This window comes from Flavobacterium sp. GNP002, assembly GCF_054343795.1.
On sequence record NZ_JBTGUW010000001.1, the window covers coordinates 1,976,695 to 1,992,477 of the forward strand.

The 15,783-nt window shown below is 31.1% G+C and carries 15 protein-coding genes; all 15 read left to right on the forward strand.

The genetic code is table 11. The features are described 5' to 3' along the window. Positions 1–18 precede the first annotated feature (18 nt). The 15 genes from ACXX80_RS08665 (at position 19) to ACXX80_RS08735 (ending at position 15,773) form a co-directional block, all read left to right on the forward strand. Positions 19–753, forward strand: a complete 735-nt coding sequence (locus tag ACXX80_RS08665) for a glycosyltransferase (protein WP_458552840.1) — start codon at positions 19–21, stop codon at positions 751–753. 10 nt (positions 754–763) lie between these two features. Continuing rightward, complete coding sequence (locus ACXX80_RS08670; RefSeq protein ID WP_458552841.1) at positions 764–2,161, forward strand: DUF6056 family protein; 1,398 nt, start codon at positions 764–766, stop codon at positions 2,159–2,161. A 93-nt stretch (positions 2,162–2,254) separates the two neighbouring features. Beyond that, complete coding sequence (locus ACXX80_RS08675; protein WP_458552842.1) at positions 2,255–2,434, forward strand: hypothetical protein; 180 nt, start codon at positions 2,255–2,257, stop codon at positions 2,432–2,434. Positions 2,435–2,630: 196 nt separating this feature from the next. Continuing rightward, positions 2,631–3,353, forward strand: coding sequence for a class I SAM-dependent methyltransferase (locus tag ACXX80_RS08680; protein WP_458552843.1), 723 nt, complete (start codon positions 2,631–2,633; stop codon positions 3,351–3,353). A 34-nt stretch (positions 3,354–3,387) separates the two neighbouring features. Next, positions 3,388–4,203: a glycosyltransferase family A protein gene (locus ACXX80_RS08685; RefSeq protein WP_458552844.1), complete on the forward strand. Its 816-nt coding sequence runs from the start codon at positions 3,388–3,390 to the stop codon at positions 4,201–4,203. Between the two features lie 44 nt (positions 4,204–4,247). Further along, positions 4,248–5,177 carry a glycosyltransferase gene (locus ACXX80_RS08690; RefSeq protein WP_458552845.1) on the forward strand — a complete coding sequence of 310 codons (930 nt, stop codon included), beginning with the start codon at positions 4,248–4,250 and terminating at the stop codon, positions 5,175–5,177. Between the two features lie 14 nt (positions 5,178–5,191). After that, positions 5,192–6,385, forward strand: coding sequence for a glycosyltransferase family 4 protein (locus ACXX80_RS08695; RefSeq protein WP_458552846.1), 1,194 nt, complete (start codon positions 5,192–5,194; stop codon positions 6,383–6,385). A 15-nt stretch (positions 6,386–6,400) separates the two neighbouring features. Further along, positions 6,401–7,540, forward strand: coding sequence for a glycosyltransferase (locus tag ACXX80_RS08700; protein WP_458552847.1), 1,140 nt, complete (start codon positions 6,401–6,403; stop codon positions 7,538–7,540). Next, positions 7,540–8,415, forward strand: a complete 876-nt coding sequence (locus ACXX80_RS08705) for a glycosyltransferase family 2 protein (protein ID WP_458552848.1) — start codon at positions 7,540–7,542, stop codon at positions 8,413–8,415. Before ACXX80_RS08700 ends, ACXX80_RS08705 begins: the two co-directional genes overlap by 1 nt. Before the next feature lies 1 nt (position 8,416). Beyond that, positions 8,417–9,853, forward strand: coding sequence for an MBOAT family O-acyltransferase (locus tag ACXX80_RS08710; protein ID WP_458552849.1), 1,437 nt, complete (start codon positions 8,417–8,419; stop codon positions 9,851–9,853). Between the two features lie 2 nt (positions 9,854–9,855). Continuing rightward, positions 9,856–10,773 (forward strand): hypothetical protein, encoded by a 918-nt coding sequence (locus ACXX80_RS08715; RefSeq protein ID WP_458552850.1) that lies wholly within the window; start codon positions 9,856–9,858, stop codon positions 10,771–10,773. A gap of 60 nt (positions 10,774–10,833) precedes the next feature. After that, positions 10,834–11,994, forward strand: coding sequence for a cytidylyltransferase domain-containing protein (locus ACXX80_RS08720; RefSeq protein ID WP_458552851.1), 1,161 nt, complete (start codon positions 10,834–10,836; stop codon positions 11,992–11,994). Further along, a complete protein-coding gene (locus tag ACXX80_RS08725) occupies positions 11,987–12,862 on the forward strand; it encodes an N-acetylneuraminate synthase family protein (protein WP_458552852.1) in 876 nt (291 codons plus the stop codon). The genes ACXX80_RS08720 and ACXX80_RS08725 overlap by 8 nt, the downstream gene beginning before the upstream one ends. Before the next feature lie 78 nt (positions 12,863–12,940). Beyond that, entirely contained in the window at positions 12,941–14,338 is a 1,398-nt protein-coding gene (locus ACXX80_RS08730) for a glycosyltransferase family protein (RefSeq protein ID WP_458552853.1), read from the forward strand. Between the two features lies 1 nt (position 14,339). Beyond that, positions 14,340–15,773 (forward strand): MBOAT family O-acyltransferase, encoded by a 1,434-nt coding sequence (locus ACXX80_RS08735; protein WP_458552854.1) that lies wholly within the window; start codon positions 14,340–14,342, stop codon positions 15,771–15,773. Positions 15,774–15,783: the final 10 nt, after the last annotated feature.

Genomic DNA, 15,783 nt, shown 5'->3' on the forward strand with positions numbered 1-15,783 from the left:
AAACCAAAAATTCTGAATATGAATCCAAAATTAAGCCTTATAATTCCTATTTATAATGCAGAGAAATTTATTATTAAATCTTTAGAGTATATTTCTCAATGGATTGATAATGTAGAGGTTGATGTTGAAGTAATATTAGTCAATGATGGCAGTTCTGATGATTCTGGGTTACTAATAGAGAAATATATTAAAAATTATAATAACAATCTGATTTTTATTTCCTACCATCAGAACAAAGGAAAGGGATACGCTGTCAAACAAGGTATGATTATAGCTAAAGGCGACTTTAGAATTTTTACTGATGCTGATATACCTTATGGCTTTGAAGTGATGGATGAAATGATATATTATCTTGATTTTAAAGGGTTTGATGTTTGTATAGGCAATAGGCGATCTGTACATTCGACATATTTTGCAAAAGTTACTTTTATTCGTAAACTTTCTAGTTTTGTATTTACTGGTATTGTTTCAAGATTTGTCGTTACTGGTATTAAAGATACACAATGTGGTTTAAAGGGATTTCGAGGAGAAGTGGCTAATCATTTATTTAACAAGTTGGTTGTTAATGGTTTTGGTTTCGATATAGAAGTTCTCTACTTATGTTATAAAAATGAATTTGATATTAAAAGAATACCCGTTACTTTTGGCGGAAATGATGAATCAACTATTAGTTTAGCAAAAGATTCAATCAGGATGCTAAAAGATGTTTTAGCTTTACCGTTTAGGTACCATTTTACTAATAAATACAAATAATTTTTATCCTATGCTTACAAGAATTAAATCACTACTCTTGAGACTATTTGAAAGTAGTAATTTTATTATCATTACAGGTGTTTTAACAATATTGCCTTTTATTATTATTTCAATTTTTAATAACCCATCAGCTGATGATTTTTGTTACAATAACTATACGAGAGATTTAGGGTACTTAAAAACTCAAGTTGAAGCATATAATAATTGGACGGGTAGGTATTGTTCAACTGCAATAATAAGTATTAAAGCTTTTCTATCAGGATCGTTTGTAATTTATAAGATATTTCCAATTTTTTTATTGATAGTATTTATTCAATCAATTCATCACTTATGCTCTGCGATATTTATTTCGCTATCAAAAAAAAATAGGTTTGTTTTGACTTTTTTGATAACTATATTGTATTTTCTACAAATGGAATCTACAGCTGAAGGTTTTTATTGGTTAGCTGGCTCCGTAACCTACCAATTATCAATAATTTCATCTGTTTTTTTATTCTCATTTCTGATTAAATTGTTAGAGACTTCCCAAAATAAATATTTGCTGTACAGTATCCTACTTTCTTTTGTAGTGGTAGGTTTAAATGAAATTGCAATGATGTATAGTGGTCTAATAATTGGAACAATTTTTCTATATAATGCAATTGCTAAGCACAATATAAATTATAAGTTGCTGTTTCTACTCGTATTTATTTGTATTTGCTCTGCATTTGTTGTTTTATCACCCGGCTCGGCTTCAAGAGTTAATACTTACCCAGGTAATCAGCAATTAATTTACTCATTTTTAAAAACTTTAAATGCTTTCAAAACCAATATCGGTAATTGGCTTCCTTCCATTTTAATTGCTTTTTTACTTTTTTTTGAACATCTCCAAAAAGAAAAAGTAAAGATTAATTCCAATATTTTCGATGTTAAATTGATTCTACCTTTCCTAATCGTTGCAATTTTTCCATTAATTGGTGTATTTCCTATTTATTATAGTCTTAAATGGGTTCCAGCTCGATCACTAAATCTAATTTATTTCTTCTTTTTGATAGGTCTTTTATATTTAGCCTTTGTTTTATTTTTCAGATTAAAAAAAAATAAAACAGATTTTTTAACTTTTTCAAAATGGACTAGAATATTTTTAATGGTTTTAGTACTAATACGTTTAGGAGGTAATAATAACATCAGAACCGCTTATGTAGATCTTTTATCAGGTAAAGCTTATGCCTATGATCAGGCATTAAAAAAAAGATATGAAATTATCTTAAAAAATAAATCAAAACAAATTGTTGTACCTCAACTCGAGAATTTGCCAAAAACGATTCATTTTGAGGATATAAGAGATAATTCAAATCATTGGATAAACCAATGTTATGAATCCTATTTTTATAAAAAAGAAATTAGAATTATACCAAGCAAACCATAAAGAAAATAGCTTTCATCATATAAAAATATTAAAGGTCTTGTAAATGAATTTTATAGTATTTATATCTATAGTTTTCCTATTCAACAAACTTTGATGTATCTTTTTAAATTGAAAACGTATGAATTACTAATTTTTTCTGTAGTAGGTTCGATAGTTTTTGGATATCTATCTTGGCATATAAAAGAAAAAAGAGCATTGAAATATATAAGAAAGCATGTTTTAAATAAAATTGATGAAGGGAAGTTGGGTTGGGGAAAGACTGTAAATGCTTAATTAATTTATATTAGTAACGTGCGGAAATTGAGGATTTAACTCTCGTTAATAGTGATGGTATTAATATAGCTTTACGTTTTGAAACCATTGATAATTGAAAATCATGAGTTGTTTCAAGAAAAATAAAAGAGTTTTGAACCCAGCAGAGTATTGGTTTATTATAACCCAGATAAATTATTAAGACAATAAAGATATTATGAAGAAAGATGTTGAAAAAATTATAAAAGATTGGTTCATTGATTTGAAACCTAAAATCTTGCCCATTTCTGTTTATATTATAAGAAAGTCATTGTTAGCCGCTGTTGCTGAGTTGAAACCTAAATTGCGAGGTAAAGTACTTGATTTAGCCTGTGGAATTATGCCCTATAAGGAATTTTTGATGTCTGATAAAATTGAAAATTATGTAGGTATTGATTTAGAGCCAAGCGAATACCATCATGATGTAAAACCTGATTTTTATTGGAACGGTACTGAAATTCCATTAGAAGACGAATCAGTAGATTTTGTTTTGGCTACGGAATTTTTAGAACATTATTTTGATACGGCTACTATTTTAAAAGAAATTAAAAGAGTTTTAAAGCCAGGAGGCATTTTCTTTTTTACCGTACCTGGAATTTGGCCTTTGCATGAAGCTCCTTACGATTATAATAGATTTACTCCTTTTGCATTAGAAGAGCATTTTAAACAAGCGCAATATACATCGTCGGTTATTAAACCTTTAGGGGGCTTTTATTATCATTTTGCTTTGTCAGTTGCCTTGTTTTTTGAATTTAGATTTTCTAAGAAATATAGAAATATTATGAAGCCATTTGTAAGCGTATTTACCAATTTTTTAATTAAGAAAGATAATAAAACGGAACAATTACCTTTTAAAAACGGACAGATGTATTCTGGGCTGTATGGTTTTGTAACTAAATAATTTATTGGCTCTTTTTTAAATAATCAAACCATTTATGAGTGTTAAGTTAAGTATAATCATTCCCTGTTTTAATTCTGAATCAACTTTAGAAACAACATTAGAGTCAGTCTTTAATCAAGATTTTCAAGAGTGGGAAGCTATAATTGTAAACGATGGTTCAACTGACACCACTGAACAAATAGCATTAAATTGGGTTGAAAAAGACCCTCGTTTTATATATTATGCCAAACAAAATGAAGGTTTGGGCAAAACAAGGAATTTTGCTATAACTAAATCGAAAGGTACTTATATTTTGCCTTTAGATTCAGATAATCAATTAATACATGATTTTACCAATGATGCAATTACAGTTTTTGAAAGAAATAAAGAAATTGGAGTTGTTTATGGTGATGCAGAATTTTTTGGTTTAAAAAAAGGTTTATGGAAAGTCGAGAAATATGATTTTGAGAAAATGCTTACCTATAACTATATTGATGCTTGTGCCATATATAAAAAAACATTGTGGGAACAAGTAGGCGGTTATGATGAAAATATGCCATATCAAGGTCTTGAAGATTGGGAATTATGGCTTGCTTTTGGGGCATTAAATGTCGATTTTTTTCATTTGCAAAAAATAACATTTAAATATTTTGTTGCTGAGAATTCAATGATTAGATCATTTACAAAAGACATGGCTATTGATACTAATGAGTATATGATCAAAAAATATAGTAAGGAGTATAGGTATTATTTTTGTAAATTTTATGCAGAACATAAATCTTTATCTGGTAAATTAAAAGATAAAAAGTTTGTTGTAGATCTTTTTTTAAAGACTTTTTTCGGCTTCTCCATTTTTGGCAAATTAAAATAGAAGTTATTATAAAGACCTTTTTTCTTATTTATAATTTTTTTAAAGTGAACGATATTACAGTAAGTATATTTATATTAACCTACAATCAAGAGCAATTTATCGCTCAAACGATTGAAAGTGTTCTGATGCAACAAACCAATTTTAATTATCAATTGGTAATTGGAGAAGATTATAGTACTGATCAAACAAGAAAAATTTGTGAACGTTATGCTGAAAAATACGGAGATAAAATAATGTTATTACCCAGTCTTCATATAAATATTGGACTTATTGCCAATTATATGCGAACTATTAAGAAGTGTAATGGGAAATATATTGCTATATGTGATGGTGATGATTATTGGATTGATGTGTATAAATTGCAAAAGCAAGTTGATCTGTTAGAAAATAATCCTAATTATTCAATTGTTCATACTGGAGTGAAATTTCTTTTTGCTAATGGGGAGTTTGAGGATTTTATAAATTTGAATAATTTAAAATACAATAGTTTTGAAGATTTAATTCGTTTTAATTTTATTTTTTCTGTGACAGCTGTTTTTAGAAATGTACAGTTTACTAATTCTTTGCCTACTTGGGTAGAGAAATACCCTTATGGTGATTGGTCTACTTATTTATGGACGATTAAAGATAAAGGTCAGATTTGCTATATACCAGATATAACTTCGGTTTATAGAAAGAATATTGGAGTTTCTTCAGGATTAAGAGATTCGGATTCTATAGATGTAAATATTTTAAAGGATATTTATAGCTATATAAATTGTGATATTAATAAAGAAAAACTTTTGAATTGTATTTTTGATAAGGAATGGGGGTTTTTAGTTGAACAGAATGCCAAAAAAGAATATAAAAAAGCTTTTGTATTGTTTATACGTTTAATAAAACAAAAGAAAGAAAAGTTGTTTTGGATTAAATACTATCTTCATTCATTAGTAAATAATTTTTTTAGGATAAAAACACACCAACTTACTAAGTAATTAATTTTAGAAAATTGAAAACAAAAATCAAAAGCACTATTTATTTCTTTTATGGATTTTGGAATTTATTTAAGTTCTTAGTTTTCGATTTAAAGAAAATAAGAGATGCTGAAATAGTATGTTTTTTCCCGTATTATCATACAGGTGGCGCCGAGAAAGTACATTTGAATATTGTAAAAGCGTTAAGTAATAAAAATGTTTGTGTCATTTTTACTTTGAATTCAGCCACCAAAAATTTTCAGGAGCAATTTAAAGCTAGTGCCCAATGTATTGAAATAAACCCAATACTCAATAAGCGAAATTCATTTGTAAGTAGAATGTTAAAAAAAAGCATTTACAAAACGATTAACACATCCAATAATTGTAAGGTTGTATTTGGAAGTAATGCTGCTTATTTTTATCAAATACTTCCTTATATTTCCGGTCAAATCGTTCGAATAGATTTATTTCATGCTTTTAGTAGAACTGATAGCCCAGAATTGGAGGTAGTAAATAGTGTAAAGTATATAGATAAGAGGGTTGTTATTAATCAAAGTACTAAAAAAGATTTATTAGAAATGTATAGTCGTAATGATATAGGGTTAGAATATTATGAAGTAATTCGAGTTATCGAAAATGGTATATCCATATCAAATCGAAATTTTTTTGCAAAAGATTATTCTAACATAAAAGTTGGATATGTAGGCCGATGGTCTGATGAAAAACGACCTGAAATTTTTCTAGAAATTGCTAAGCAAGTCCAAAAAATACCGCAGAATTTTCAATTTTATATGGCAGGTACAGGTATGAAAAGTAATCTTGACCAAATAGAAAATGCAGGTGTTGTTTTTTTAGGCGAGTTAACAAGTAATGAGGAGCTTTCATGTTTATATAAAGAACTTTCTCTTTTATTGATAACTTCTGAATACGAAGGATTTCCAATGGTAATTATGGAATCAATGGTGCAGGGTGTTATTTCTATAAGTACGAATGTTGGAGGGATAAGTGAGCATATAACTAATAATAAAAACGGAATATTAATTAGGAATACTACTAAAGAAGAAATTGTCGTGGACTTCATAAAAGCTATTGAACAACTGGTATATAATAGAGAGAAGATGCAAGAAATGGGTAAAAATGCTTTTCAATATGCTCAAAATAAATTTGATATAAATTCATTCAATGAGAATTATAAGGAACTTTTTGAAGTAGAAAGTAATACATTATAATCTTAATTTTAGTATATGAAAATCCTTATGGTAGCCATACCGAATCATCATTTTTTTCAATGGGTCAGCCAGTTGAAAGAGTCAGGCTATGAGGTGTTTTGGTTTGATATAACGGATGGAGCAGGATTTTCAGAGAGAATCAATTGGGTACAACAATTTAATGGTTGGAAATTAAAACTGGACTATCCGTTTCGTTACAAAATAAAAAAGAGTTTTCCTCAATTATATTCTTTGCTAGAAAAAATCATAGTCAACAAAGTCGATACTGTTTTTGAAAATTTACTAAAAAAAATTCAACCCGATATTGTGCATTGTTTTGAAATGAAACTGGCTGGTTTGCCCATTTTATCGGTTATTGAAAAGAATAAAATTCCATTTGTATATTCTTCTTGGGGAAGTGATATGTTTAATTACGAGAGTTTAGACGTTAGAACAACTCCAGCAAAATCATTTTTAAAACGAGTTGATTATCTAATTACTGATTGTAATCGCGATTTTAAAATTGCACAGCAGTTGGGTTTTACTGCTAATTTTCTTGGTGTTTTTCCCGGAAATGGGGGGATCGCAATTGAGAAATCTTTTATTCAATCCAATAATACTCGAAAGACCATTTGTGTGAAGGGTTATGAGGATGGTGTTGGAAAAGCATTGGCAGTCATCAAAGCAATTGAATCTATACCGTTAGATGAATCAATTGATTTTTTAGTTTTTAGCGCTGATGAAATCGTATTCGATTACTTGAAAAATTCAGAATATTTCAAGCAAAAAAAAGTTGAAGTAATTACTAAAAATTCATTTATTCAGAATAAATTCCTGTTGCAAAAATTAGGGAACTGCTCTCTTTATATCGGTAATAGTAGTTCTGATGGAATGCCAAATTCATTGTTGGAAGCAATGGGGATGGGTGTTTTTCCTATTCAATCGAATCCAGGGAAGGTAACGGAAGAAGTCATTACGCATGGTGTAAATGGATTTTTAATTGAGGACACAAATGATACCAAGGCTATAGCCAATCTAATCAAAAGCGCTATTGAAAATCAAGAATTAAGAGCCAAGGCGCAAGAATACAATGTTAGCTTCATTCAGAAAAACTATAGTAGAGAAATGCTACAAAAAGAAATTATAGGTTTGTATCAAAATGTTAATTTGAATTAATGGAAATTTCTTTTTTAATAGTTACCAAAAATCGTCCTGAAGAATTACAGTTTACTTTAAAAAAACTGTATAAGATTTTTGATGCAGCTCATCACGAAGTTTTAGTATTTATTGATGGTTGTGTTGCAACGGAGAAATTACAAAGTCAATACAATTGGGTAAAATGGCATGTCTCAATTGAAAGTATCTCTGCTTCGCCAGCTCGCCATTTTTTATATCAGCAGGCCAAAGGTGAAATTTTTATTGGTTTGGATGACGATGCCCATTTGATTTCTGATAACCCAATAGAAACGATTAAAAGTTTTTTTAATACAAATCAAAATCTTGGAATTTTAGCTTTTACTGAAATAAAAGGGTTGTTTGAAAACCCCAAAAAGCAATTGGAACATACAAAAAAAGAAGGATTCCTGACTACTGAATTTATCGGCTGTGGTTTTGCTGTTCGTAAAAAAATATATGATAAAACAATTGGATTCCCTACTTGGATTGATATTTATGGAGAAGAGACTTGTTTATCCATAGCCGTGATGGATTTGAATTATGATATTTATTTCACGAATCAAGTAGCAGTGAATCATCGAGTAGATATTCAAAAACGAAAATTACAAGGAAAGAATTACTTTCGTTTTCAAAAACAGCTTCAAAATAGTTTTAGAATATATGTGGTTTATTATCCAAATCCATTGCCTAGAATACTCCGCTTGTTGTGGCACAATTTTAAAAAATATGCCATTTCCGACACAACTTATTTTAAATTATATTGCTTAGCAATTGGAAACATGTTTTGGAGCTTTCCTATGGTAATAAAAGTTAGAAAAAGAATGACAGCTCAAACACAACAAAAATTAAAAACCTTAAAAGGAATCTCATACTAACATGCTTTTTAATTCTTTTTCCTTTGCGGTTTTCGTCCCAATCGTTTTTTTATTGTACTGGTTTGTCTTTCAAAAATCACTGAGGGCGCAAAATGTTTTACTGCTTGTGGCTAGTTATTTTTTCTACTCCTGTTGGGACTGGCGTTTTGTTTTTTTATTGTTATTTTCTACGGGATTGGATTATTGTTCTGGTTTACAGTTGGATAAAAGCAACAATAGTTCTATTCGGAAATTTTGGTTTTATTTCAGTATTGGAATCAATTTATCATTTCTCGGGGTTTTTAAGTACTTCGATTTTTTTGTGCTTTCTTTTCGGGATTTACTTATCAGATTTGGTCTTTCAGTTGATGTTTCAACCCTGAATATTATTTTACCAGTTGGAATTTCCTTTTACACTTTTCACGGATTGTCCTATGTGATTGATGTGTATAAAAAACGAATTTCTGCTGAGAAAAATTTTGTGGAATACGCTGTTTTTGTTTCTTATTTTCCACTTTTAGTTGCTGGTCCAATTGAACGGGCGACTCATTTGTTACCACAAATTAAGGTAAAACGAAACTTTAATTACGACCAGGCCATTTCCGGATTGTATCAGATACTCTGGGGTTTATTCAAGAAAATTGTAATAGCAGATAATTGTGCGCATTTTGCAAATGAAATTTTTAATGACCCCGGCAGTTATAACGGAAGTACTTTGGTGGTTGGTGCGTTGTTTTTTACGTTTCAGATTTATGGTGATTTCAGTGGGTATTCAGATATTGCTTTGGGAACATCAAAATTATTTGGTATTGAATTACTCAAAAACTTTGCATTTCCTTACTTTTCAAGAGATATTGCTGAGTTTTGGCGTCGTTGGCACATTTCGCTTTCATCCTGGTTTAAAGACTATTTGTACATTCCTTTAGGCGGAAGCAAAGGCGGGAAACTGATGCAGATTCGCAATACATTTATTATATTTTTAGTCAGTGGTTTTTGGCACGGTGCCAATTGGACTTTCCTGATTTGGGGATTTTTGAATGCTTTGTATTTTCTGCCCCTACTTTTAACGAATCAAAACAGGACAAATTTAGGTGTTGTTGCACAAAACCGTTGGTTGCCCAATTTTAAGGAAACGTTTCAAATACTGACCACTTTTGGGTTAACTGTTTTTGCATGGATATTTTTCAGGGCAGATTCTGTTACTTCAGCATTTGCTTATATAAAAGGAATTTTCTCAAAATCGTTATTAACGCTACCAGAAGTAAGACCAACTTTTTTAATAATTTTAGTAATGTTTTTTATAGTAGTAGAATGGCTTGGCCGCGAAGGAAATTTTGCTCTGGATAATTTCAGAAATCATGGCAATCGATTTCTTCGCTGGTCGTTTACTTTGCTGATTTTGGTTCTTTTATTTCTTTTTGGAAAAGAAGAACAACAATTTATTTACTTTCAATTTTAAGGATGAAAAAATTTCTAAAAAAATTATTGATTTTTTTGATACTCTTTTTTCTGGTGGATAAATTGATCTATTGGAAAATTCAGTCTTTGCCGAATCGTGAATTTGATAAACGGCTCGAATGGATTCTGGAAGGTAAAATGAATAAGGATATTTTGATATTTGGATCTTCCAGAGCACAGCATAATCTGTATTCCGATCTAATTCAGGATAGCTTAAAGCAAGCTACGTTTAATTTAGGTTATCGCGGTTGTAATATTGATTTTCAAGTATTTCTTTTAAAAACGGTGTTAGAACATAACAAAAAACCTAAAATAATAATTTTGACGGTAGATAATGATAGAGAATTTGTCAACGAAAAAACGTTACAATTTCGATACGACAAGCTTTACTCTTTAGTGAAATACCAGGAAATTACAAATGCATTGATTTTTAGAAAAGAAATTTCTCCATTTGCAGTTGGTTTATTTTCTGCCAGAGTGGGTTACGAACAGTTTTTAAAGCCAAAACCAATCACAAAATATGAAAATTGGACCAAAGCAGGAACAGTGTTGTTGGATTTTACCGCTACCAATTTTGATAAAAAAATTACGCAAAGTAAAAAGTATAATACAAAACATGAATTATCAGAACGTTTGACTTTATTTGGGGAATTTCAGACTATTTGTAAAAAAGAAAACATACAATTATACGTTCTTGTACCACCAAATTTTGTAATCCAGAATGAGGAATTTGTAAACAGGGTAAAAGGGTTACTAGTTGATAAAAACACAAAATTCTACTTTGAAAATTCTCAGTTATTTAAGGATTCACACTATTTTTCTGACCGATCTCACTTGAATAAAAAAGGTGCAATTGAATATACACATCAACTGATAAAAAAATTAAAAGAAATGCAAACTGCAAATACCATCAATCCCTAAATTAAGTCTCATTCAAAAGACTATATTTGTCATTACTTTAAGCCAGATAATTTCAAAAAAATGAAAAAAATAGGTATAATTCCACTTCGTAAAGATTCTAAAGGAATTCTAGGGAAAAACAAAAAGAAAATGGCAGGACGGCCTTTGTTTTCGTGGGTGCTTACGGAAGCTATTTTTTCTGATTTGGATGCTGTTTATGTGTTTACAAACGATACAGACATCATTTGCTATATAGAACGCGAATATTACTGGAGCGATAAGGTGTTTGCCCTGTTGCGCAATGAAGAAAATGCCAATGATACCGCTTCTACAGAGAGTTCCATGATGGAGTTTTCAGCCAAAATTAATCATGATTATGCTGTTTTATGTTTGCTTCAAGCGACTTCCCCTTTGACTTTAGCTGCCGATATTAATGCCGTTTTAGATAAAATCACTACAACACAATATGACAGTGCTCTTACTGTAGTCAATACCCATCGGTTTACCTGGAATAGTGATGGAACACCACAAAATTATGATGTGTTTAACAGGCCTAGAAGGCAAGATTTTGAAGGATTGTTGATAGAAAATGGTGCGGTGTATGCCACTAAAAAAGAACTTTTTTTAACTTCTAAAAACAGAGTCAGCGGAGACATTGGCTTAGTAACCATGTCTGAAGAAACTTTGATGGAGATTGACAGTATCTCTGATTGGGGTATTGTTGAAAATCTATTGACAGAGCGACAAAAAAAGAGTAAGACTCAGCAAAGGATTAACTATTTAGTATTGGATGTTGATGGAGTTTTTACCGATGGTGGGGTTTACTATAATGAAGAAGGAGAAATGGCCAAAAAGTTTGATATGCGTGATGGCATGGGGTTAGAAATTTTAAGAGAGAATAATGTTGAAGTAATCACATTGACTTCTGAAAATTCCAAATTGGTTGCACAGCGTATGGTAAAACTTCAAATTAAAGAGGCGTTTTTTGGTGTTAAGGATAAATATTCTTTTTTAAAGCAATTTCTTGCCACTAAAAATAGTAGTTTTGGTGCTGTTGCTTATGTAGGAGATGATGTAAATGATTTGACTAATATGTGTAGTTCCAGTTTGTCTTTTGCTCCGGCAAATGCAACTGCTACAGTAAAACTGAACGCTGATTTTGTGCTTGGAACAGCTTCTGGAGCCGGGGCTATCAGGGAAGTTTGTGAAATCGTATTAAAGTATAATAAAAGATATGACTGATTTTAAAAAACCTTACGTAATTGCTGAAATTGGCTGTAATCATAAAGGCGATATAGCAATTGCGAAAGAATTGATAAAGATTGCAAAGATTTTTTGTAATGTTGATGCTGTAAAATTTCAAAAAAGAAATAATACCGAATTATTGACAGAGGCGCAATACAATGCACCGCATCCAAATGCTAGCAACTCTTATGGTGATACCTATGGTGCACATAGAGAATTTTTAGAATTTGATGTGAACCAACATCAAGAGTTAAAAGACTATTGTGAATCTATAGGAATTACGTATTCAACTTCTGTTTGGGATACGACCTCGGCCAAAGAAATAGCTTCTTTGAATCCAGAATTTATTAAAATCCCATCTGCCTGTAATAATAATTTTGAAATGTTGGGTTGGCTTTGTGATCATTACCAGGGTGAAATTCATATTTCGACAGGGATGACGACTAAAGATGAAGCAGATACTCTGGTCAATTATTTTGTTGAAAAAGGCAGGAATAAAGACTTAGTGTTATACAATTGTACCTCAGGATATCCGGTGCCTTTTGAGGATGTGTGTTTGTTAGATATTACTTTGCTGAAGCAAAAATATGATGCTATTGTAAAGCATATTGGTTTTTCCGGACATCATTTGGGAATAGCCGTAGATGTAGCGGCCTACACGCTGGGTGCCAACATTATTGAAAGACATTATACAATAGATCGCACCTGGAAAGGTACTGATCATGCTGCTTCATTAGAACCTATGGGATTGCGAAAATTAGCTAGAGACTTAAACGCTGTTCATAGTGCTTTATCTTTTAAATCAATGGATATTTTACCTATTGAACAAGTGCAGAGGGATAAACTAAAGAATAAAAAAGTTTAAATAAGATTGATTAAAAAAAAAACACAGTATTGAGTTTTTAAATACACTGTTTTTTTATAATTAATTAGGGATATAAATATGAGTAGAAAAATATTTGTTTTTTTTCCAGACGGAGTGGGGCTGCGTAATTTTGCCTTTACTAAATTCAAGGAATTAGGAGAACAAAAAGGACACCAAATTGTCTATTGGAATAATACTGTTTTCTCTCTCAAAGAGGAGTTGGGTTATGATGAGGTAAAAATTGAAAATCATAGAATAAATAGGTTAACACCAATCTATTCCCGCATTAGAAAACACATCGAATTGAATGTTTCTCAAAAGAAATTTAAGGATGACGTGTATCCTACTTATAAATTTCCTTTTAGCTATAATGGTTTGAAAAACATACTGATAACGCTTTATACGAAGTTATTAATAGGGTTGAATTCATCAAAAAAAGGGATTGTCCGTATCCGAAAACGAATCAATAGACTAGAACGTTCCACTGAGAAATACCAGTATTGCAAAGCTCAGTTACAAGAACACCAACCGGATTTAGTATTTTGTACCACACAGCGCGCCACGCAATCTATAAGCGCTTTATTAGCAGCGAAAGATTTAGGGATTCCTACTGTTGCTTTTGTATATTCTTGGGATAATGTGCCTAAGGCAATGCAAGTGGTGGAAACGGATTATTATTTTGTTTGGAGTGATTTAATGAAATCGGAAGTTCTAAAATACTACTCATTCATACACGAATCCCAAGTTATTGTTACAGGGACACCTCAGTTTGAACCGCATTACGACAGCCGATTGCTGCAAGAAAGAGCTGCGTTTTGTGCCGAGCATCATTTGGATGTTGATAAAAAATATATTTGTTATTCCGGTGATGATGAAACTACATCGCCTCTAGATCAATATTATTTAGAAGATTTAGCACATGCGGTACGCAGTTTAAATGCTAAAGGCAAAAATCTGGGAATTATCTACAGAAAATGTCCTGTTGATACGACTAGTAGATACGATGCTGTTTTGCAGGCGAATGCTGATGTCATTGTCGCAATAGATCCTATCTGGAAACCTATGGGGAAACAATGGAATGAAATTTTGCCTACTAAAGAAGATGTAGCACTATTGTACAATGTATGTGCCCATTCTGAATTGGTAACGAATGTATGTTCCTCTACTGTTTTTGATTTTGTAGCACATGAAAAACCGTGCATCTATTTCAATTACGAGCAACCACAATTAAGAAAAGGAATTCGAGACATTGGACAAAATTATAAGTATGTTCATTTTAGAAGTATGCCCAGTCCAGAAGCGGCTGTTTTTTGTACGGATAAAAAAGAGTTGGAATATTTAGTAAGTCAAATCATAGCAGGCAAATTATCAAATGTTTCAGAAGGGAAAAAATGGTATGAAATTGTGGCCGGTGTAACTCCAACACAAGCTTCAGAGAAAATATGGACAGCTATCGATAATTGTTTAAAAAAATAATATGTTTTTCAACTCTTTTTCTTTCGCTATTTTCCTGCCTATTGTTTTTGTGTTGTATTGGTTTGTTTTTAATAAAACTAAAAGCACTCAAAATGCAGTTCTTATTCTAGCGAGTTATTATTTTTATTCTTGTTGGGATTGGCGCTTTTTATTTTTGTTGGTTTTCTCTACTTTTTTGGATTATTATACCGGAATTCGAATTGAAAAAGCAAAATCCGAAGGTTTCCGAAAATTTTGGTTTTGGTTGAGTATCAGTATTAATCTTGGTTTTCTGGGAGTTTTTAAATATTATAATTTTTTTGCTGATTCTTTCTCTGATTTATTGAATGGGTTTGGATTACAAACAAGTCCTTTATTGCTGAATGTAGTTTTACCAGTGGGTATTTCGTTCTATACTTTTCACGGTTTATCCTATGTGATTGATATTTATTTAAAACGTATAAAAGCCGAATATAACTTTGTGGATTACTCTTTGTTTGTCAGTTATTTTCCATTATTGGTGGCAGGTCCAATTGAAAGAGCTACACATTTATTGCCACAAGTGAAAGTGAAACGTACTTTTGATTATCAAAAGGCCAAAGAAGGAATCTATCAGTTTATCTGGGGATTGGTCAAAAAAGTAGTCATTGCCGATACTTGCGCTACCTATGCCAATGCAATTTTTGATAATTATCATTCGATGAATTCACTATCATTGTTATTGGGAGCAGTTTATTTTGCATTTCAGATATATGGGGACTTTTCCGGTTATTCAGATATGGCTCTGGGAATGTCAAAATTATTTGGAATTGATTTGTTGCGTAATTTTAATTACCCATATTTTTCAAGAGATATAGCGGAGTTTTGGCGTCGTTGGCACATTTCGCTATCGTCATGGTTCAGGGATTATTTATATATTCCTTTGGGAGGAAGCAGTGGTGGCATGGCGATGAAAATTCGAAATACCTTTGTGATTTTTTTAGTCAGTGGTTTTTGGCATGGCGCCAATTGGACATTTATAGCTTGGGGATTTATTAATGCCTTGTATTTTTTACCGTTGTTACTTTTAAAAAAGAACAGGTCTAATATGGAAACGGTTTCATTGTATTGGAATTGGAATTCTCTTAAGGTAATTTTAAGTATCATTAGTACCTTTTCATTAACTTGTTTGGCTTGGGTATTTTTCAGGGTAAAATCGATAGGAGATGCTTTTGATTATATTGGTCGTATTTTTACTGATCAGCATTTTTTACCGCAGTATTTAGAAAATGAACGGTATAATTATGAAATTGTATTCATGATAAGCATTTTTGTTCTAGTAGAATGGAATAGCCGAACCCAAGTGGAACCCATTTCAGGAAGATACAGTAGTCTTAAATTAGCATTATGTATTGCAGCTGTCATTGCTTTAGGAACGTATTCGGATTATAAAGAATTTATTTATTTTCAGTTTTAGGGATGAAATT